Consider the following 19,765-nt stretch of genomic DNA (forward strand, 5'->3'; position numbering starts at 1 on the left):
TGGTCAGACCGCGACGAGCAATACGCGCAATCCGCGTTGCACCGCCGGGTCAGACGCACATGGAGGGTGAACGAGGGACGCACCATCAGGCCGCTTCACCGGCGGATTCTTCCACCACCTGTCGGACGTGCTTGATGAAACCCTTGAACCCGGGACATTCGCCTTCCCCGTTCCAGCTGTCGTGCAGGACACCGCACGCGGACTGGCACACGGCATACTCCTCGCACCGCATGCAGATGGAGCGGGGCCGTACAGCATGGAAGTGCTCACGCCGGTAGTCCATGCCCTGGAAGATCTGTTCGACGCTGTAGGACTGGACACTGCCGATCATCGGCGCTTCCTTTTCACCGCCGGCGCACAGGCAAGTGCGTGCGTCTCCGTTCCAGTCGATGTCGATCGATCCCGTGATGATTGGGCAAACGATGTCGTCCATCGGACGCTCCTCGACAATCGCGTGCATCATCGATTCGACCGGGTTTACATGCAGCTCGCGGTCGCCCGCGCGATGCTCAAGAAACCAGTCCGTCAGGTTCACGAGGAATGATGTTGTCTGCTCGAAGCTCGGAAACACGTCACGCGCATGGTGCTTGCCGTCCCCGGTCGGGATAAAGAAGCCCATGTGCACGTTCTTCACGCCCAGTTCATGGACGATGTGACCCATGAGCTTGGGCACGCCCATCCTGACCATGCCGAGGGTGATCGCCGAAGTAATGCCAAACCTGCGTCCGACGCGCCTGGAATCATCGATCATGGCCATGACGTTCTGCTCCCACCGGGTGCGCAGCGTCTGCTTGGGAAAGCGCGTGTCGATCTCGTAGGAGGTCTGAGCCACGTCGAAAAGTTTCGCGATAGCCAGCGCCTCGTCGGTAACAAGGTTGGTGACGATGCCCAGCGATGCGGTCTTGCCTTCAATGCGACCGAGAATGTCTTTCGCCTTGGGCAGGACACGTTGGTAGAACTCCATGCCCAGCATCGAGGGTTCGCCGCCGATCACGTGGATCTCAGCGGCGTCATGTTTGTCGGAGTTGCGGAGGTAGTCAGCGATGGAGCGAATGCTGGACAGAAAAAGCTCCTCGGACATCATGCCAGAAGCCTTTTTCTTCTCTGACGAGATGTAGCAGTGCGTGCAACGCAGGTTGCAGTCGCGCGTAACGTTGATGTTGCACAGTAAGGAATGCATAGACATGCTCCGCCATTACCCCTTCAACCGCGCCCAGACGCCAGGGTGCTCCAGCAAGGGGTGACACGGGACTAGCCTAGCAAATCAGGGGGGTCAAAAAGAACGGTCAAAACCGGTCAGGAAGGCTATTTCATGGGCTGCAGGATGACGACGTGCCTTTTGTTGTCATCGGCGTACAGCGCGATGGCCAGAATCTCCCCTTTGCCGTTTATCGAGCGTGGCTCAAGGACGTTCCAGCGGGTGGCGTCAATGAGTGAGCTGATGAGCACGGGCGTGTCGCCATAGGCCTTGTCCCAGATCCAACTCGACGAGTCGAGCCCGATGCCAACCACGGTCCCATGGTCATTGATGGCCGTCGCCATTCCGACGTTGCCGAATTCCTTGTTGAAGCGGGACAACAACACCTTGCCTGTTCTTGAATCCCAGACCCGGTAACCGTGGCCCTGTTCGCAGCATGGGTCTTCTTCTGCGCAAAGCGTCTCATTCAGCAGTGCAACGCCTTGTGAATTGAGGCCAGCGACCGTCGCAAAACCGCCTTCGCCAAATACGGCGGACAGTTTCTTGACCTGGTAGCCACCGGCGCCGGGCGCTGCGACGTAGAAACTCGCGTGGGATTTTTCGTCAATCATGCCAGCCACTTCTCCGGAAGTGTTGATGCGTGCTGCGAAACCATCAAGTGAAGCTTCAGGCTGGCCACTAAAAACCCTGGTCATCTGTCCATTCGAGAGCACATACGGGTTGCGTACCCCCTGGTCGTCTTCCGCTGTCTCAGCGATATCGCCACGGTCGTTGATATCTGCATAGGAAGACCGGTGTTGCCTGTCCGCCTCCCGGAGTCCGACGCGTTTGTCCCACGCCCAGCCGTACCGGTTGCCATCGCTACCGTAATATTCGCCGACTACCTGGCCGCTACTGTTCATTGCCTGCGGATGGAGGCTCTCGTCTGTCTTCGCCCCGATCTCTCGCCACGACACCCCGTCCCAGGCGATAGGCTTCTTGACGGTTCGCCCTAGCGCGTCAGTCGACACCTCATAGGCGATTGCGCCGCCATTGTCGTTCAGTGCGACTGGCACGGCGTCCATCTCGCCCAAGTCCACCACCTGGTAGGCGGGATCTGCGTAAGCGACCTGCGCAAGGAACAAAGTCAGGTAAAGCATTTTTTTCATGATTTGCCTCAATGTAGAGTGAATGCCTGTTTCGCAAGATGCGCGGCATTGAGCGCGACCACTCCGCCGGCTTTTGGGTTGACCTCATCACCAAGCATTTGGGCAACGATCGTGTTGGCCACCTTCTGCGTGTAGTGCTTGGTATCGAAATAATTCAGGTCGTCGCGCGTGATGCCGTCATCCTTCGAGAAATCGGCCAACGGCCCGGTAATAGACTGAATGCGCGCCCTGAACTCGCCCATAGACCTCTTGGACACAGAGTCCAGCAGACGATGGTTGAACGGGTGGATGAAATACCGCGCCTCGACGTTGTGTGCTTTCAGCCACGCAACGAGAATCGCAAGGTCCTCAAACCGGCCTTCTACCCAGGCCACTTCGGAACCTCCGGCCTTTGCGTCCTCTGCGTGTGGGAGATGGCGCTTCGCGTAGCCCGCGGGGTCTGCGGCCATTTCGTTTTCCTGCTTGACCAGCCGGTAGCGACCACCGCCATCGATGTCGAAGTGGATGTCGGGCAAGGCAGAGTGTTCGCTGATTACCCTCAGTGCGCCGGTCCAGAAGCTGGATGCGAACAGAAAATGCCGGTACCACAGCAATGGATGTTCACCTGTGACGAGAGGATGGGGGTAACGGGACGGGGAGTCCTCCCCGGCAGAATCCTGCCGGAACGGGAAGAAATCGATCCCGACCAGGACTTGCTTGGGGATGATGCCGCGCCGGGAAAGCGCTGTCAGGGCATCGAGAGACTCCTTGGGAGTGCCGCCCAGGAACGACAGGTTGTACCAACTGAGTCCCGGCGTCGCGATATTCATCACCACCGGGTCGAAGGCGCCCATCATTGAGCTTCCGAGAATGAAAGCGTTGTGCTTGCCGGGATGTTCGATGAGGTGCTCGACCTTCAGGTAGCGTTCGTCGAAGGCAGGGCTGTCATGCTTCCAGCCCATGTGAAACACGCCATAGGGGTCGGTGACCACGTTGAAGGCGGGCACGCCGATCGCGCAAACCGCAAGCATAAAGACAACGAGAAGGTTCCATTTGCACAAGGACATTACATCTGCGCCGGAATCTGTATTCCTTGAGGGCTGTTGGGCCCTTGCTCGATTTCCTGGATTAACCGGTCAAATGCCCGGGCCGCCACAACGGCGTGAGCTTTGGTTGTCTGTCGCACGATCCAAGCGATGTTTTCGTCGGTTAAGGCCTCGAGATATCCCTTGATCTCTTCATCTTTCAGGCCTTTGTAGATATAGAGCATGTTCAGGGTCAGCTCGTCCTTGCTCGACTTGTCGATTTTGGCGACGTCCTGGGGACCGAGGGACTGGCCGAGGAACAACGAAATAATGTATTGCTTCAGGTAGGAACTGTACTGGCTTGCCCCTGAAATCTTGTCGAGGTAGTTCACATAGGCCATCCTCTCTTTGCTCGGCGGGTTGATGCCCAAGGTGATGTAGTAGGCCTTCACGGCGTTGGCCGTCAGTTTGCGGCCCATGGTTTTTTCAATCAGGATGACCTTCTTGACCAGAGTCTGTTTCAGCACCTTGTTCGCCTTGACAAGCTGCTCTTCGTCGACGTTGTTTAGCAGGTAGTTTTCAACGCCTTTGTTGAAAACGTCTGCCGAAAAGATGATGTGGATGAGGTTCCGAATTCTCTTTATCTCGGCTCGCTTCGCGGCGGGAAGTTTATTCACTGGCACACCTGACATCGCCTGCGCAGAGTCGAAGCCGTCCAAAACGATCCGCGACAAGTCAGTGTGCGTGCTTTTGACGCCGGACAGTTCCATGTATTCCTGTACCAGGTACGACTTGGCATAGGCGTCGGAAACGTCAGAAGCTTGCCCCAGAGATGGCAGGAAACCAATGAGTAACAGGGCTAGATATCGCATGGTCAGAACTGGAAATAGAGAAATGTGGATGGCTTCGCCAGGCTGAAAAACGACATCAGCGCAACGGTCGTGATCAGCGCGGCCCAGCGCTTGCTCGGCTGGAACCAGCGTTCCCAGACCTCGTGCACGGTTGGTGCCGACATCACGAAATAGACAAGCCCGGCCAACGGCAGCAGCTCCCAGCCCTCCCCGTAACTGGAGAAGCGGAACCATGCGACCGGCGCGGACTGCAAGACGAATGAAAGGCCGTGCGGCATCTGGAAACCGGACAGGCCTGCCATCGCGCGCCAGATCGTCACGGCATCTCCGATCGAGTGCGCCCGGAACAAGACCCAGCTGGCCACTACGGCGAGGAAGGTAACACTCACCCCCAGCCGCGTGGGCATACGCCAACCTCTAAGCGTCCAGGCCCGGTGCATGACGAGCATCGTTCCGTGGAGTAGGCCCCAGATGACGAACGTCCAGCCGGCGCCGTGCCAGAGTCCGCCGAGGAACATCGTGGCCAGCAGCGCTCCGAACATTCTTACCCAGCCGTTCCGGTTGCCGCCGAGGGGCTGGTAGAGATATTCGCGCAGGAACGACCCAAGGGTCATGTGCCATCGCCTCCAGAATTCGGTGATGGAAGGCGACTTGTAGGGGGCATTGAAGTTTAGAGGGAGTTGTATCCCGAACATGAGGCCGATGCCCAGCGCCAACTCCGAGTATGCCGAGAAATCGAAATAGAGCTGCATGGTGTAGGCAAGTGCGCCAACCCACGCGTCAATGAACTGCAGTTCGCCCGGATTGTTGAATACCACGTCCGCCCACGGCGCGATGTTGTCAGCGATGACCACCTTCTTAAATAACCCCACAACGAGTAAAAACACGCCCTGGGCGAAAGCCCGCTTGTCGATCACGTCACCCAGACGCTTGAGCTGGGGCACGATGTCCCGGTGACGGATGATTGGCCCTGCGATCAGGTGTGGGAAAAACAGGACGAAGAGTGCGTAAAGGAGAGGGTCTTTGTCGTGTTCCCTAGTCTGGCGACACTCCACCAGGTAGCCGATCTGCTCGAAGGTATAGAAGGAGATTGCCAGAGGCAGGGCGAGGCCGAGCAGGGGAATCGACCAACCTCCGGCCGAATTTATTGTAGACGTGAAGAAGTCGGCATATTTAAAGAAGCCAAGGAGTGTGAGGTTGAAGGCGATACCGGCGGTCAGCCAGAATTTGGCTCCGCTCTCGGCGATCCTCCGCCCGAACCAATAGTTGGCCGCAATGCTGACGGTGATCAGTGCGGCGTCGCGCAAGCTCCAAAACGCATAGAACGTGGCCGACGCGATGAACAGCGCCCACTGGCGTTCGCGCGTGGCTTGTCTCCGGCCGACAAATATGAGTGCCAGGGGCAAAAATGCGAATAGAAAGAGTGGCGTGCTGAAAAGCAAAGTTTTGCCTCTGTCCACGGGGTGTCAGACGAGTATAAAAAATCGGCCCCCCTGAACTAAGCCTGAAAACGAAAAAACCCTCTCTGCACAAGGCAAGGAGGGTTTAGGTGTTACTGGTCATCCGCAAAATCCTGGGTGTCGTCAGCCCAGGGTTTTTGTGGATCTTTGACCACGAGCTCAATCTGCTGCTCGTGTTGCTGCGGAAGTGCATGCGTTTCAGCTGCCATCTCCCGACCGGGTGAAGTGGCCACGAAGAACGGAATCAGCAGGGTGCCCACGATAGCCTGGCCGGCTTGCACCAGAAGACCAACGTTATGCGGGGCAGTTGCAGGGTGGGACAGAATGGAACCGAGAATATCCATGATTACATAACTCCTTCAAATAACGTCGTACTGGACCATCCAGTCGTTCACGTTGTACAAGAGATTTAACTGACACGTCCCTATAAAAACAGCCCGTAATCGGTTCAAACAAAATCTTGGATTGCCGCTTCCCAGCCCACCTGTATTCGGTTACTCAGCTTTGTTGTATCGTCAGGCGTTAACGAAGGGTTTTCTTTTCCTTCTACGACAATCTGATGATCTATGATGTTGCCAATAGACATCGAGCCATGTTGTTGTCATGTGACATCGAAACGGTTTGATGCTCCGATGTTTCGATGAGTTTCATTTAGCAAAGGAGAGCGGGAAGAAGGAAAGGAGTGCATGATGAGCGATACAGATCTATTAACGGGTGCATCATTAGCGGCCTATTTTTTTGGCCGTCACCTTGTCAACTTTACAGGGTTGCTCTGGGCAATCAGCCGGAGAAACAAACAGGAAAGTTCTGTAGCCACTTACCAGAAGTGGGTGGATTTCTACACCCTGGTTGTGGGCTCGGCCAACATCCTTCTATTCTTTGCCATCATTTTGCTTGGCCAGTTCAGCGAGCTCTGGGGCTTTTTTGTTATCGCTGCCATAACGGGGATCACCACCTGGTTTATCCAGCGTCCAATCGCGATCGAAGTCGCCGATTTCCTTGGCGCGTTGGGGAAAATACCGGACAGCAAGCAACTGATTGCCCACATCCGCAAAACCAAACCAAGAGTGTTTGTGCCGGTGTACTACATGCGCTATTGATCGCGAGTTTCAATGGCTCTGTATGGTCACCAGTAATCTGCTCTCACCACCAACAAAAAGCCCGGCCTAGCCGGGCTTTTTCATATCAGTAGTCGTCATCTCGAGGCTTATCTGCCTCTCGATTTAGGCCATCCCATGTCCGGAAGACCGATCCAAGAATTACACCACCCACCTTGGCGCCCAGTGAAGGCTCTTCGTCCTTCTTGTCATCCGTTTTCGCTGGCGGTTGCGTAGGAGATGCTGCGCTACCACCACGGAAAGTCGCGGGCTGCGGCGGCGTCGCCGGTATTTCTCTATGAGCAGGCGCAGTGTGGCCTTGCTGCTGCTGGCTCGCTTGCGCGTCACTGTCACCGAACCACCCCTTTACCGTATCGACCGCCTTGCCACCGAGCGCCTTGGCGCCATCGACCGCCTCACCGACTGCGGCTTCGGTTTCTTTCAGTCTCCCTGGCTGGGCATGAAACTCTTCCGAATCAGGCTCGCCCCAATGACGCGGCTTTTCAGGTGTTGAACCACCTGATACCTCATCGAAGCCCTGATGGGTCGCCGTTGCAGTGTTACTTGCGCCGCTTCCAGAATATTCATTCATTTTCTTTTCGACGCGGTTCTGAGTATCCGTCCCTATCTCACCGAGACCCTTTTCAGTTGATTCCAGATTTGTCTTAGAACGGTCTTGGACGTCATGACCACGCTTGGCGGCACTACCGTAACCGGCAGGTGCGTTACTGTCAGGTCGGACATTGGATTTATCAATCCTGCCTTGAACCAACCCGTTGTAACCAGCGTGCGCTTCTTCAGGATTATGCGGCCCCTGTACACGACTGCGGTCCGCTTCGTTTTTACCTGTAATGCGGTCTTCCAGATCACGGTCAGATGGCAAAGCACTCAGGCCAGCTGCTGCCAGCAATTGATCGCCCTTTCGCTCTGCATATTCTTGCTGGAATTTGCCGGTCAAACGAGCCTTCTCTTCCTCCGAAGTCCTTGCATAGAAGTCGTTTGGATCCTTCCCTTCGCGACGCAGGAATGCCACGAATGCTTCGTTGTCAGCAACCGTAACATTGACGCCGACGCCTTGCGACTGTGTTTGAGATTTACGCAGGGTGTCCGCTTTTTGCAACGTGGCTTCCCCACGCTCGATAAGCTCCGTGGAGACTCGAAGCGAAGACCGGTCCTGGTCACTACCCGTTCTTCTGACGGTGTCGCCACGCGAATCGTCGGCTTTGTCGAGTTGTGCACGCTCGACTTCAGAAGCCTTGTCATCCAGTTTGTGCGACTTAACATATTGTGAGACTTCATCAAGGGTCGCCCTAAAGGAAGTATCGATGGCACCGCGCAGGCTAGCAGTCACGCCTGTCCGCGCGCGGCCACCCGTCTCGGGCGCATGTTCGGCCGCATTTGGGTCAGCGTCCGCAGTATCCTTGCCTTTGCCATGCACCGGGAAACCATGCTGGTTCCGTGTTTCCGCCTCGCCAAGTATGCCTTTCTTACCATGACCATGATTGAGCTCGTGATAGTAATTCTCGATGTCAGTCTCAGAAAACGAGCCCCTGCCGTGTTTTGCCAACGATCCCTTCATGAGTTTAGTGAATCTTCCTACTGGCAATACTTGAGCTGCGATCGCTACTACATCCTTCCCGTCCAGGGTTGCGAGCCCTGCAAGGGTGGCGGCGTCCTGGCGCGTGAAATTCCCACCAACGGAGAACCGATCTGTAAAATCTTTCAGGTCCGATGCTGCCTTCCCCACTTCCACGCTTCTCGCATAGTCGCTACCGGTACGGTGGGTTGTGTCATTGGCGTGCTCCGCACTGTAGCCAAGCGCCTTTTCGTACGCTGCTATCCTGCCACGAGCACCCGCAAGGACCTCAGAGGAACCTGCTGTAACTGCTTGATCGTAGGCCCTTGTATAAGCACTGTCATTGGCCGCTCTCCAATTGACAGCTGCGCCGACATCAGACACTTGTAGACGGGAGTCATAAGCAACTTGTCCTGTGCGTGTATCAGTACGCACTTGATCCAGTCCATCTTGTTGGGTATGCATGCCACCACGCCATGCAGTATTTCCGTCGTAGCTAAAGCCTGTCTTGTACTGCCATTGCGTGGAATTGTTGGCAGACAAGGTATCCATCGCGACGACGCCCATCTGCATATTGCCCATCGCGGCTTGAGAGCCAGCGGTTTGAGCAGCTTGTTGCGCAGGCTGGGTAAGATGCGCGGCCACCTGGGAACCAATCTGAGCGCCACCCCGAACCAGCATGTACGAGATCATGGGTATGGAGATCGCCATGTAACCCGCCAACGCGACAATCTCACTGTTGGTTTCCATGATTCCTGGCAAGCTCCACATCGTCCAGTCGGTCAGGCCCGTTGGCATCATTGCCCCGGTCGTGTTCGCTTGTTGTGCGTACCAATAAATTAAGGAATTCAGAATGGCATACAAGACGGGCCACATTTGCAGCCACATCAGAACGACAAAGTAGTTCAGGAACGCGCTCAACCCCATGGGCAGAAGAATCATCACCCCGACTACAGGGAAAAGCCCGTAGGCGATGGCCTCGAGAATCGAACGCATCAACGGAATGGATCGCGAGGCCACCGCGCCCATGGTCATGTACACGTTCTCTCGCTGCTTTTCCGCTGCTGTCTTAGCCTGTATCGCCGCGAGTGCGCCAGCAGTCGATGTTGGTGGCAAACGGTCAAGTCCCGCCTCAATGGCGTTTACCATCATTGCCTGCCGAACCATTTGCGACGAGTTCATGTTTATCGCTGCCAGATCGAGCGCGGTAGGCGAGAGCAGGTTACTGGCGTCTGCCTGAGCCACGGCTGAAGTCTTGTATGGCCACATGATCTTGCCGAGGTTCATCAATGCGGTGTTTTCTTCTGCAGGTATCCGCGCCGTCAGGTCATTCGCAGCATCCTGACAGGTCATGGGAGCGGGACTTGAAGAGATCTGTACCCAGCGATTGGTCTGCGCGAGCCCACTTAACAGACCCCAGATGTCCTGGGATTTTTCGACCTGTTCTACCAGGGTGGGGTCATTGGCGAACAACGACGCGGCGCAGATGTCCAGAAACGACGACATGTCGCCAGAGAACGTTGCATCGGAGAAATTGAGCTGCGGCGTCTTTTTCATCAACGTCGAGCCGAAAACCATTCCGTTTTGCTGGTAGCGTTGATCCGCCGGGAAGGCCATGGCCGTTTCGTAGAGGGTAGTCAGCCGATCCCCGATAAAGGACGTGAAGTGCGCAAACATCGCCAGCCCGAACGGGACCTGAGCCACGACCCCACCGCCGACAACAGGCGTGATTCTGTCAACAACTGCAATATCTGCTTTGGGAACAAACAGCGCCCCATAGAAGACAGCGAAACGCAGGATATAAGCGAGATCGATGTTGTGCTTTGGCCCAAGGTACGACATCAGGATTGCAATCAGGCCCATCAGGCCGGCCACCTGTGCAAGTGACTGGAAAGGGCCGCCAAAGAACAGCGAGACCGCCCCGAACACCTGAACGAGATAGTCGCCGCCACCGTAAGTATAGACGTCCCACATGATCTAAACCTCGCCCGTTACCGCGGCGTCCGCAGTGCTCTCGCGAGTGCGATGCGGCGTTGCATATCAGGGGCGTACCTATTCATCGCCCGAACGCGGTATTCATCGATCCTGTTCATGACGTCAAACGTGCCGCCCATCGCCTTCCGTTCTTTTCCGACATCGTCAGCCGCGTACTTCATGAAGTTCTCAAGGTTTTTCAGGAAGGCTTGTCTTTCAGCATCTGTCCCGGCTGTTGGCGCCGCCATGATTGCGGCACGCGCAGTCGATGCCGCGTCGTTGAGAAACGAATACGCCACTTCTGCCGTCGCGTAATTGGTAAAGGCTTTCGTAACGGCATCCAGTTCGCCTACGCCAACATCCGCTGCCGCCTGCATCAGGCCGAAAATCGGAACATCCATCATTCCGATGAGGTTGAGTTCTTCTTGCGTCAACGCTCCGCCACCCGGACCTACCTTGATCGCAATGTCATCCACCAGACCTTTTATCTTCGTCCGGAAGGTTTTGAGGTCGACACCGCCAGGATAGGTACTTACAGTGAGGCACCGGTCCCAGTCGCCGTTGTCGCACTGAAGGAGATCGGCGGACATGCCAACTGCTGATGCCTGATCGGCATACACCAGGTCGCTGTATTTCAATGAACCGATCTTGAATTGATAGGGTAGCCGATCCCCTGAGACAGGGTCCGTATCATTGGGCGACGGAATAATGAGCGTGCCAGTGATGGACATGATCAACTGCATGATGTCCCGGTCAGCTGGAACGTTCACCGGGTCAAAGCCCCTCTTTTTCAGGCCTTCCCATATCAGGTTGCCGGAAAAGGTTCTTACCCAGTCTTTGCTTGCCTTGTCAGGCTTTGATTCTGCGGTCGCGTAAAGGTCTTTCAAGTAAACATCGCTCTTACACACGTCTTTTGCCGCAGCGCCATCCGGAACCATCGTGTAATCCAGCGAAGCGCTCTCGCAATACGACTGTTGCAAACCGCTTACTTCTAGTGCTCCGCCAACCAACGCCTTGGCGGCTGAACAAGAATTCATGTTGAACTGGTTGAATTTGTCGATGTAAGAGCGGAGGTCTTTCAACTCACCTGCGATCTGCGGAGAAATCACATCAATCGCGAGCTGAAACGCGAAACCGATTGCATTGGAGCCAATGTTCTTCAGTAGCGCAATGAACTGATCGACATTGATCATGCTGAAGGCACCACCAAAAACATCAATACCCCCGCAGCCGCCGGACGCCTTGGGCAACGCAATCGAGCCCAACGTGAAGTTTCTGACCGGAGTACGAGCCTTCACCGTACCCAGCGAAAGGTAATAAGCGGATTGGCCTTCGGCCACGGATGGCGGGGTGGCCACGGCCAGGCCGCCCATGCTGCTGTAGAAGTCATTCAACTCCGTATTGACGGAGCTGTTTGCGGGGATAGACAGGAGTGCGCCCGTTGCCAAGACGACTGCTATGACAGTTTTCTTCAGGCCGAATTTCTTCATCAGATATCTCCCACGCGCTTCATCGCGATCGTATAAATCCTGTCCTTGATTTCCTCTTCAGAGATCACGCCGTATGCCATCGGAACGATTTCCCTGGTTCTCGGGTTGACCATGAACATTGCGGGCGTGACGTTAACGCCAAGCCGCTCTGCCCAGCCAACATCGGGCGTGGGAACCGGGTACTCGGGCAGGCCTCCCCCATCCAGCGAAATCGGTATGACACTAACCCCATACTTGGCCGCAAAGCTTTTGAGAATCGGCGCCTGCGCGTGGCAATAGGGGCAACTCTTCTTGAAGAAGAAAAAGATTCCGTCGGTCTGTGCCAATTGGTTGATAGCTTCTTCCTTGCCAAGGCGAACCTGGTTCTTGTGAACATCCATCCCGGCCTTGCCCATGGGCGATTTGAGCGATTCGTCCAGTTCCGGGGTTTCCCAAAGCACCCGACGCCAAGTGTCAGCAAAGATTCCGGAACGATTCATGGCCTCCTTCTGTACAGCCATGTAGTGCTTAACATTGGCCGGTGAGGGGTCCAGGATCGCCAGGTTGCGCGCGTCCTCGATGCTCTTCTGATAGGCCTTCATCGCCCCCGTGGGGTCGACATAGGGGTTTGGCGCTACGGAAGTCTGGGGTTCCGGCTTCTTTTCCGGCTCGGGCGCCTTTTCCTGGGGAATCTCCACAGGCTCATACCAAAACCAGCCACGGTCGTGTTCCTTAAGGTATTCGAGCCCGCCGGCAGCATTGCAGGGGAGGGTAACCAGGAGTGCAAGGGCAGGAATGAGTGACTTGAGCATAGCCTTCTACTTTATACAGTCGCACGGTCCTGTAAGTATAAAGAATAGCAATGCCCATTCACGATGGGCAAAACCGTTATTTCCTGCTGACTTTGTAGGGCTGACCGTTTGTGCAGACGTTGAGCTGGGTATTCACCTGCAGCACGCCTCGGCTACCGTCTCGTTTTAGGGCATCTGGCTGGATCAAGGAGAGGACGACCTTGGCGCAGTCATCCGTGTAGCGTTCCAGCACCTTCACTTCACCCATAGTCTGCGCATTGGTCTGGGCCACCATTCTCATCATGGTTGCCGGCCGGTCATCAATGGGAGACTTCGCAAAACCTGCCTCGGACCGTATGGCCGCGGCGGTCAGCGCCTTGATGGATATTCCAAAGCCTGCATAGGCGACACCAAGCAGGGCACCTGTTCCGATAATAACGGCAGCCAGTAGTGGTGCGGGGCGCATTTTCATCAGCTGATACTCCGAATGGATGTCATTGGTTTACTGGCAAGCAATCCGACTCGACCGCGCAGGCATAGACGTAGGCCGTTCCCTGTTCTTTAGTCCAAGGGATATACCTAACCCAGGATCCCTCCTTGATTTCATGGACCCCCTGGTAGGGCTGAGTTCCGACTGCCGCAAAATATCGTCGTCTATCCTCGCCATCGCTACCGCGTACAACCTTAATCCAGACCCAGGGGACACGGCCGCCGCCACTCCCCGCGGAAGCAACAGCACGACCAATTAAATCTCCTACGATTGGAGTTATACCGATTGCACTACCCAGTAGTTGTCCAACATTGCCGACAGGTGCCGTGTTCGGGTTTTCCCTGTTCGTGAACTGGATATCTTTAACATACACAACATCCTCCCCATATTTGTTTTTATAGGGCGCATATCCGTGGTCAACCGTACCCATGGCGCATCCGGTAATACTGGCGATAAAAGGGAACAATTTCAGCAGGTTTTTCATCATTTCGAGAAATAGTTGTTGTACTTGGTCTTAAAGGTATCCGAAATGGACTGTGCGTGCGAATTCACAATCGATTCGAGACCTGCCTGATTGATGGCTTGCTGCTGAATATCCGCGTAAAACTCGCTGAAATCGAACGTGCTGAAATCCATTTGTGTCAGTTGTTCCAAGGTAAATCCGCTGCAGTCTGGATTCTGTGGCGTATTCCAGCCCTTGCCGAATTGCGCTCTTCCTTGTTCGTTGATGATCCTGGAAAGCTTGGAGTTATAACAGCACCAGCCAGTTTTATCCTCTTCGCATCCCAACCACGTATCGTTCGAACACCAACTACCGACACGGTGGCAAAGGTTCGCACCACGCTTCATCGCCAGTTCCATTTCCGGCTCATCGCAATCCAAGTAGGACATGACGACCATGATCACGATCGCAATCGCGAACATGTATGGGTTGAAGGCAAACTCAAAACCACCGACTGAGGCTGGCCCACCTGCTGCAGTTACAGCCGCTGTATCACCGGCCGCTACAAACCCGCCCTGGGTGGTTAAAACATAGTTGGTCGTGCCAAGAGTTGTGGCTGATACTGAGCCATACGTTGCCGACAAGCCATAGGCCCCGAAGCTTGGGTTGAAGGAATATGTCGATCCCCCAGCGCCGATAAGGTTGGTCGCCGAGGCATAACCGTCAACTATCCAGTTCGGGACCATGTCGTTCATGAACAAGGCATCGTAGACGTAGTAAGAGCCAAACAGACTGCCTACCGAGTACCCAACGTATTCAACGCCTTCCCATGCCAGGGAACCCACGGCCGAATAGGCCATCTGCCCGAGCACGTTCTGGTTATTCTGCTGACCTCCTTGCGCATCGACGTCACAGCAATCCCCAAGACCGTACAGAACCTTGTCCCGGCACCATGATTGTGTTCCGTTGAAAACTGTCATCGTGCCACGGTCAAGGTAGTTACCAGCCTCACGAGCGATTTCAGTCATGGTGACAGCCGTCGCAAAGTCCTTGTCTGGCTCATAGTTCGTGTCAAAGCACGTGCTGGTCCCATCAAGGCAGAAACTTGTTCCACCGCAGTTCGTGATCGTCTGATCCGGATCAGAGCTGACGAGACAATCGAAAGTCTTCGTTGTCAACGCGCACCCCCCTGGCAGAAGGGAGCTAACCTGATCGCAAGTTGTGTCCTTGAGTGTGCAGTTAGGATCAGACTCAAGCGTCTGGCATGGTGAAGAAGGATCCGGCACCACACAACGATATGTCTTGTCCCAACGCCAGCAGTCCTTGTAGACATCCAGGCCGTTGATGTTGCGGGTTTCGGCGGGCTCGAGACAGGTTTGAGTATCCAGAACGCAATTATTGGCGGCAAGATGTTCCGCACACCCATCGACCTGGTCATTCTTCGTCATCGTGTAGACGATCCGGTCGTAAGTAACATCGGTGGGAACCGTGGTCAGCTGGTCAGGGCACCGATAGTCCACCTTCCAATCAAGGCAAGTCCCATTGAAAGCCATGGTGGCGCAGGTTGACTGGGCGTTGTCGTAGCAGCCGTATTGCTGGAGTTGCGAACAGGTGTTGATGGCGCCGGGAGTATGGTCAACACAATCGTAAGTGTCCGTGCTCTGCCAGCAGCCACCAACGTCCGCGAGCGTAACCGTCACACCATCAACGATTTTTGAAGAGGTCGTATCAAGGCAAACCGTGCCAACCTTCTGGCACTCGGCAGCCATCACCAAATTGACATGGAAGAGTGAGGCGGCCAAACAGACGTAAGCGGCAAACCGACGGATTCGCTCAAACATCATTTGGCCCTCTGCTCAAAAACTGCGCAACCGCTGTCACTGCCGACTGAGCCGAGGCTGGGTACATTGATGTTGCCAGTTATCCCAAATTGGCACGGGCGCGCTGTTCCGCCAACATTGATGCAGGTGAGTTCAATAATGTTGAACCCGGTATGGAAGTAGGCCGTGATGTCCTTATTGGGGTTTATCCCAGTGCTGCATTCAACCAACGCGCAATTGTTGGTCCCGATGCCGCCGAGAGGTACACCAGTGCGTGTGTAGAGAGTGTTGCCACAATTTGAACCAGGGGTATTACCCCACCAAGTGTTGCGCACATCGCTGTATGGGGCATTGGAATAAACCGAGAATCCATTGATGTACAACTGGATATAGTCGCCGCCCTGGATCCAATTGAGCAGCATGCTCAAAGGATTACCGTTAAAGTTCACTGCCCACGAGTAGTTGGTAACCCTGAGTGCTCCGGCAGCTTCGGTAGTGGTGGCGACGGCATAGGGCGTTGGCGTATAGGTGATATTCGGGATCGCGTTCCAGGTGCATGTGCTCTCATTTAGCGTGTAGTCGCTTTGGTCGCACTTGTACGCAAAATCCTGATCGACTTGCACGTCCCAGTAGGTCTGACAGTTGAAGGGATCCAGCGTCAGGCTTTCGCTACAGGAACTAGTCGTGTAGGTCTTCGCGCCCGGGATCACCTGGGTCGTGCAGTCCGTGTATGTTCCCGTGATCCCGGGCATAGTCCCTGTCACAGACTGCGGGTCGTTGCCAATCGTGACAGCTCTCACAACCATCGGGTCCGTCGCGCGCGAGACGTTTGCTTGGGGACGGATGCTGGGGTTTTTCTGCCACCAGTTGATGGCCTCGCATTCCTGCCGCTTGTACGTGTCGGGGTCAGGAGTATTGTTGGCGCAGTCCGTGACCTTGGCGACTGAACCACTTACTACGGGTGAGATTTGTGTGCCGTCTCCGAACAGCCCGCTCTGATCAGCTGTGGCTGGGAAAGTCGGCAAGATCGTGCTGGGGTCCTGCGTCCCGGCATCAAAAACGCCTTGGTTTTTCGATGCGCCCCAGCTCAAGGCATCAGATGTCGGGTCGGCCAACGCATGTCCAACCGCAAGAGAGGCGAGAAGTAAAAGTGCTCTTGCCTTCAATTTGACAACCGTTTCAAGTAAAACTGAATGCTATCCATGTATGCGCGGTCGCCGTGGCCGGCCATGTACTCGAGGGCATAATCGAGGGTCACATCGCCGGCTACCGCGATGTAATCTGCGCCATTGCATTGACCTGTTGCTCCGCAGCTAGGGGTACGCTCAGCGTTTTCCTTCACTCGTGCAACCACATAGGTCGGCACTGCCGTCACGTTGTAGCGCTTGAACCCGTCCGGGTCGATGGTCATGTCGGTGATGCCCTCGTCCGCGAGGAACTTCAACGCCTTTTGCATCTCGCTCATCTTGTTGTTGTGAAATCCGCGGAATGCGATCATTCCGCCGGCCTTGTTCACGTCTTTTGCTAGCTGGATCAGCGATGCTTTTGGCATCGAAAGTGAAACAAACACATACAGAACATCGCGGCTGCCGACCATCTCGTTCGCAGCCGCTGCAGCGTTGTATTGGTTGACGAGCATGTTCAGATCAACTCCGCCATTCTGCGTGGCGAGTTGACGCGCATTGTCCATGTGCCCGCCGAAATCTGGCCGTTGTTGCCTTTTAGCTTCCACAGTTGCGCGGTCAAGGAAGTCCCTTACCTCTGACTTGGTTGGTACGTCAGATTTGGACGGGGTCTTGTCGCTCTCAGCAGACCATGACGTTGTCGCTACTCCGATCAGCAGAGCAGCCAGGCATGACAAGGCATATTTGAATCGCGAACTCATTGGCCGAACACTCCCTGACAGCAATTGCGCTTGCGATAGATTTGATAAGAAAAATCTTCCCCTTCAATGGGAAACTCCTTACCAGATCCCCACAGTACGGTTGAACGACCGAGCGGCTGGCAGCAACGACCGTCGATCTTCTTCGTCTGCGGAACCGGGTAAACCATGGTCATCTTGTAAGCCTGCTTGTTCATGATTAGCTGCGGATAGTTGTGACATTCGCCGTCAGAACCCCAGGTTCCAAACATCACGCCTTCCCGGTGCAGCTTCGCGATCATCCGCTGTACCAGTAGTGCGGATGCATCTACACCACCTGTGTGGTGTTCAACGACGCCGTTCAACGGATAAAGTCCGCCTTGGCACCCGGCGCACCACATCATCGACGTCAACGGGAACCCAACCATCGCAGCAGCACAGTCAGCAGCGCACAAGCTCTGCGCGAAGGGGTTGGCAAAGAGTGCTGCATCCCACTCCAGCACAGCGGTCATTTCATCATCAGACCACAAGGGATCGAGCGAAGTGGTGTAGGCGAGGTCGAAGCCCTTACGCTCAAGACAATCGGAATCCAGTACCGCACCCAACCAAGTCATGAGCGGGTTGATGTACCAATTCGCGTGGTAGAACGAGCGCTTGCCATAGTATTGGTCACCCTGTTCCTTCATGCCCTGTGCCGGCACGGGCGCGTTGAATCCAAGGTCGATCTTGATACCGCCAAGCGACACCAGGCATCCAGGCGTGCGGGTGACGTCCATCATTCGTGCGGGCTCCCAAAAAGCAACAGGCAGACCAACTTTCGGGGGATTGCCGCAAGCGCAAACAGCATGGCTTGGGTTGTCCGTGTCCTCCTGGCTGCCGACATATACCTTTTGTCCGGATATCGACATGGGGAACATGCACGACCAGCAATAGTCAGTGATGGGGTTTGGGAACTTCCCCTTGCACTCGTTGGCGTTTGCCGCCCCCGCCACCGACAATGCCGCCAAGATGACGGCGGCTGTTTTATGGAACCAGTTCATCGATGCGAATCCTCTTGCCTTCCTGGTAGGCGATGGCAGGCACGTGCTCAATCTGGAACTTGTCGATCATGTGACGATCTTGCGACGCGTAGACTGGCCGCTTCCATTTCGCGCCAAGCTTGGTAGGAGAGCCGCCAACCAGAATTAACTTCACGCCATCCCCATACTTCTTGATGACCTTCGCCGCGAAGTTCACCTGGTCCTTGTCGCGCCCATCGAAGAAAAAGTAGTGGCTGGTCAGTGTGATGTAATCGAACGGGTTGCTCACCGTACCCTTCGGTACGACAACGCGTCCTGAAGTGGGATCAATGATGTCCTCAACCACAGTGACAGTTGGGTCGTACCAGTGGCTAGCGGGCTCGCTGGTTCGCGTAATTCCTTCAACTGGATGCGGATTGTTGAATGTTTCGACCGCGCGCTTCTGCTGTTCCTTTTGAATGCGCGCGAGTTCGCCCGTTTTTTCCATCTTACGCAAGTGCGCCTGCATGACCTCGATGGCATCCTCTTCCTGAATCGGATAGATGGTGGAGATCTGCCCCAGGTAGGTCGCAAACGCGCACGCAGGCGCGAGCAGAAGGAGAACGAGGAGTTTAGAACAGGGGTACCGCACTTCCGACCACCTGTTCTTGAGAGACAAGCCCGATATCCTTGTAGCGCGAGTCATAGGAATCCTTGCTCGGCGTCCAGGCAAAATAGTGGCCAGGTGGGATCACGCCGCTAAACCCAAGGTCCAGGCGTTCGCCCATCTGCGAGTGTTCCTTCGCGATACCGATCTTCTGGCCATTGAGGTATACCTCGCGGCCACGATATTCGACGCGGTCACCGGCCACACCCTTGACGATCTTGGTGAACTGGTAGCCGGGCGGGTAATACTTCACGCCGGTCATGGGTACGTGGAAAGTAACCATTTCACCTTTCTTCGGCAGTACCCCACGCTTGATGAGGAAAACCTTTTGAGGCAGGCTGTTGGTTTCGTTTATGGCGATGGTGTAGTACGGTGAGGCCAACCACGTCAGCACCCACATGCCGAGGAATATCACCATCGTGATGGTGACCCAGCGCACCGCGCGGCGGAATATTGGCGATTCGACGACGCCTTGAGCGACGTAATTCATTGCACCGCCCCCATGATTTTCATGACTTCTTCGGTGAAATCCGGCACGCCGCTGCCGATCAAGGCCTGCTTCTGGATAAACACCATGTTTTGCTTCTTGCTAAGGCCGTCCAACACGGTCTCCAGCTTTACCGCAATCTGCGCACGGTCAGCGGCCGCCTTCTTGGCTGCTTCCAGATCGCCGTCCCGGATTGCCCTGAGCGCAGGCGCATCCGCCGATTCCATGATCTTCATGATGTCAACGGTGGCGAGCTGGGGAGTTTTGGGCGCGAGGAAATACTGGTAACCAACCACTGTGATCAAGGCTGCCAGCATCGAGAAAACGATGTTGACAGCGAGTCCCGAAAAAACGTCAGAGACCGCGAACCGAAACCGCGCCGGCGTGCTGGGTGCCACCTCCTCGCCTTTCTGCGTTTCCGCCTGCTGGAGT

At 55.4% G+C, this 19,765-nt stretch carries 19 protein-coding genes; 1 reads left to right on the top strand and 18 read right to left on the bottom strand.

Features of this window, described 5'->3' with window-relative positions:
• Positions 1-85 precede the first annotated feature (85 nt).
• The 6 genes from B059_RS19540 to B059_RS0116645 all read right to left on the bottom strand — a co-directional run bounded on the left by B059_RS19540 (position 86) and on the right by B059_RS0116645 (position 6,005).
• Positions 86-1,180 (bottom strand): radical SAM protein, encoded by a 1,095-nt coding sequence (locus B059_RS19540; RefSeq protein WP_018079383.1) that lies wholly within the window; start codon positions 1,178-1,180, stop codon positions 86-88.
• A gap of 125 nt (positions 1,181-1,305) precedes the next feature.
• On the bottom strand, positions 1,306-2,346 hold the full coding sequence (locus B059_RS0116625) for a hypothetical protein (RefSeq protein ID WP_018079384.1): 1,041 nt from the start codon (positions 2,344-2,346) through the stop codon (positions 1,306-1,308).
• Between the two features lie 8 nt (positions 2,347-2,354).
• The gene (locus B059_RS0116630) at positions 2,355-3,392 is read right to left on the bottom strand and encodes a hypothetical protein (protein ID WP_157273791.1); all 1,038 of its coding nucleotides are present in this window, start codon (positions 3,390-3,392) and stop codon (positions 2,355-2,357) included.
• Positions 3,392-4,120: a hypothetical protein gene (locus tag B059_RS0116635; RefSeq protein WP_157273792.1), complete on the bottom strand. Its 729-nt coding sequence runs from the start codon at positions 4,118-4,120 to the stop codon at positions 3,392-3,394. Before B059_RS0116635 ends, B059_RS0116630 begins: the two co-directional genes overlap by 1 nt.
• A gap of 104 nt (positions 4,121-4,224) precedes the next feature.
• Positions 4,225-5,643 carry an MBOAT family O-acyltransferase gene (locus tag B059_RS0116640; RefSeq protein ID WP_018079387.1) on the bottom strand — a complete coding sequence of 473 codons (1,419 nt, stop codon included), beginning with the start codon at positions 5,641-5,643 and terminating at the stop codon, positions 4,225-4,227.
• A 110-nt stretch (positions 5,644-5,753) separates the two neighbouring features.
• Positions 5,754-6,005 (bottom strand): hypothetical protein, encoded by a 252-nt coding sequence (locus B059_RS0116645; protein ID WP_018079388.1) that lies wholly within the window; start codon positions 6,003-6,005, stop codon positions 5,754-5,756.
• Positions 6,006-6,350: 345 nt separating this feature from the next.
• Here B059_RS0116645 and B059_RS0116650 point away from each other — a divergent pair, with 345 nt between their 5' ends.
• Positions 6,351-6,761: a hypothetical protein gene (locus B059_RS0116650; RefSeq protein ID WP_157273793.1), complete on the top strand. Its 411-nt coding sequence runs from the start codon at positions 6,351-6,353 to the stop codon at positions 6,759-6,761.
• An 85-nt stretch (positions 6,762-6,846) separates the two neighbouring features.
• On the opposite strand, the gene B059_RS0116655 is transcribed toward B059_RS0116650, so the two are convergent.
• The 12 genes from B059_RS0116655 to B059_RS0116705 all read right to left on the bottom strand — a co-directional run bounded on the left by B059_RS0116655 (position 6,847) and on the right by B059_RS0116705 (position 19,731).
• Positions 6,847-10,308 carry a conjugal transfer protein TraG N-terminal domain-containing protein gene (locus tag B059_RS0116655; RefSeq protein ID WP_018079390.1) on the bottom strand — a complete coding sequence of 1,154 codons (3,462 nt, stop codon included), beginning with the start codon at positions 10,306-10,308 and terminating at the stop codon, positions 6,847-6,849.
• A gap of 17 nt (positions 10,309-10,325) precedes the next feature.
• Positions 10,326-11,798, bottom strand: coding sequence for a conjugal transfer protein TraH (locus tag B059_RS20070; protein WP_018079391.1), 1,473 nt, complete (start codon positions 11,796-11,798; stop codon positions 10,326-10,328).
• The gene (gene traF, locus B059_RS0116665) at positions 11,798-12,589 is read right to left on the bottom strand and encodes a type-F conjugative transfer system pilin assembly protein TraF (protein ID WP_018079392.1); all 792 of its coding nucleotides are present in this window, start codon (positions 12,587-12,589) and stop codon (positions 11,798-11,800) included. Before traF ends, B059_RS20070 begins: the two co-directional genes overlap by 1 nt.
• 76 nt (positions 12,590-12,665) lie before the next feature.
• Complete coding sequence (locus B059_RS0116670; RefSeq protein WP_018079393.1) at positions 12,666-13,040, bottom strand: hypothetical protein; 375 nt, start codon at positions 13,038-13,040, stop codon at positions 12,666-12,668.
• A 22-nt stretch (positions 13,041-13,062) separates the two neighbouring features.
• The gene (locus tag B059_RS20950) at positions 13,063-13,545 is read right to left on the bottom strand and encodes a hypothetical protein (protein ID WP_157273794.1); all 483 of its coding nucleotides are present in this window, start codon (positions 13,543-13,545) and stop codon (positions 13,063-13,065) included.
• Positions 13,542-15,344 (bottom strand): conjugal transfer protein TraN, encoded by a 1,803-nt coding sequence (gene traN, locus B059_RS0116675; protein WP_018079394.1) that lies wholly within the window; start codon positions 15,342-15,344, stop codon positions 13,542-13,544. The genes B059_RS20950 and traN overlap by 4 nt, the downstream gene beginning before the upstream one ends.
• On the bottom strand, positions 15,341-16,435 hold the full coding sequence (locus B059_RS0116680) for a hypothetical protein (protein WP_157273795.1): 1,095 nt from the start codon (positions 16,433-16,435) through the stop codon (positions 15,341-15,343). The genes traN and B059_RS0116680 overlap by 4 nt, the downstream gene beginning before the upstream one ends.
• Before the next feature lie 47 nt (positions 16,436-16,482).
• Positions 16,483-17,205, bottom strand: a complete 723-nt coding sequence (gene trbC / locus B059_RS19550) for a type-F conjugative transfer system pilin assembly protein TrbC (RefSeq protein ID WP_038059168.1) — start codon at positions 17,203-17,205, stop codon at positions 16,483-16,485.
• On the bottom strand, positions 17,202-18,221 hold the full coding sequence (traU, locus tag B059_RS0116690) for a conjugal transfer pilus assembly protein TraU (protein ID WP_018079397.1): 1,020 nt from the start codon (positions 18,219-18,221) through the stop codon (positions 17,202-17,204). Before traU ends, trbC begins: the two co-directional genes overlap by 4 nt.
• Positions 18,205-18,858, bottom strand: coding sequence for a type-F conjugative transfer system protein TraW (traW, locus tag B059_RS0116695; RefSeq protein WP_157273796.1), 654 nt, complete (start codon positions 18,856-18,858; stop codon positions 18,205-18,207). The genes traU and traW overlap by 17 nt, the downstream gene beginning before the upstream one ends.
• Entirely contained in the window at positions 18,812-19,336 is a 525-nt protein-coding gene (gene lepB / locus B059_RS0116700; protein ID WP_018079399.1) for a signal peptidase I, read from the bottom strand. The genes traW and lepB overlap by 47 nt, the downstream gene beginning before the upstream one ends.
• Positions 19,333-19,731 carry a hypothetical protein gene (locus tag B059_RS0116705; protein ID WP_157273797.1) on the bottom strand — a complete coding sequence of 133 codons (399 nt, stop codon included), beginning with the start codon at positions 19,729-19,731 and terminating at the stop codon, positions 19,333-19,335. The genes lepB and B059_RS0116705 overlap by 4 nt, the downstream gene beginning before the upstream one ends.
• Positions 19,732-19,765: the final 34 nt, after the last annotated feature.

The organism is Thiobacillus denitrificans DSM 12475 (genome assembly GCF_000376425.1).
GTDB lineage: Bacteria > Pseudomonadota > Gammaproteobacteria > Burkholderiales > Thiobacillaceae > Thiobacillus > Thiobacillus denitrificans.

What these genes read in the sequence shown, in the direction of transcription:
- traF (WP_018079392.1), bottom strand. Translation starts at nt 12,589, where the DNA reads ATGCTCAAGTCACTCATTCCTGCCCTTGCACTCCTGGTTACCCTCCCC.
- trbC (WP_038059168.1), bottom strand. Translation starts at nt 17,205, where the DNA reads ATGAGTTCGCGATTCAAATATGCCTTGTCATGCCTGGCTGCTCTGCTG.
- B059_RS0116630 (WP_157273791.1), bottom strand. Translation starts at nt 3,392, where the DNA reads ATGTCCTTGTGCAAATGGAACCTTCTCGTTGTCTTTATGCTTGCGGTT.
- B059_RS20070 (WP_018079391.1), bottom strand. Translation starts at nt 11,798, where the DNA reads ATGAAGAAATTCGGCCTGAAGAAAACTGTCATAGCAGTCGTCTTGGCA.
- B059_RS0116635 (WP_157273792.1), bottom strand. Translation starts at nt 4,120, where the DNA reads ATGGAACTGTCCGGCGTCAAAAGCACGCACACTGACTTGTCGCGGATC.
- B059_RS0116670 (WP_018079393.1), bottom strand. Translation starts at nt 13,040, where the DNA reads ATGAAAATGCGCCCCGCACCACTACTGGCTGCCGTTATTATCGGAACA.
- B059_RS20950 (WP_157273794.1), bottom strand. Translation starts at nt 13,545, where the DNA reads ATGATGAAAAACCTGCTGAAATTGTTCCCTTTTATCGCCAGTATTACC.
- B059_RS0116655 (WP_018079390.1), bottom strand. Translation starts at nt 10,308, where the DNA reads ATGTGGGACGTCTATACTTACGGTGGCGGCGACTATCTCGTTCAGGTG.
- lepB (WP_018079399.1), bottom strand. Translation starts at nt 19,336, where the DNA reads ATGAATTACGTCGCTCAAGGCGTCGTCGAATCGCCAATATTCCGCCGC.
- traU (WP_018079397.1), bottom strand. Translation starts at nt 18,221, where the DNA reads ATGAACTGGTTCCATAAAACAGCCGCCGTCATCTTGGCGGCATTGTCG.
- B059_RS0116650 (WP_157273793.1), top strand. Translation starts at nt 6,351, where the DNA reads ATGAGCGATACAGATCTATTAACGGGTGCATCATTAGCGGCCTATTTT.
- B059_RS0116645 (WP_018079388.1), bottom strand. Translation starts at nt 6,005, where the DNA reads ATGGATATTCTCGGTTCCATTCTGTCCCACCCTGCAACTGCCCCGCAT.
- B059_RS0116625 (WP_018079384.1), bottom strand. Translation starts at nt 2,346, where the DNA reads ATGAAAAAAATGCTTTACCTGACTTTGTTCCTTGCGCAGGTCGCTTAC.
- B059_RS19540 (WP_018079383.1), bottom strand. Translation starts at nt 1,180, where the DNA reads ATGCATTCCTTACTGTGCAACATCAACGTTACGCGCGACTGCAACCTG.
- traN (WP_018079394.1), bottom strand. Translation starts at nt 15,344, where the DNA reads ATGATGTTTGAGCGAATCCGTCGGTTTGCCGCTTACGTCTGTTTGGCC.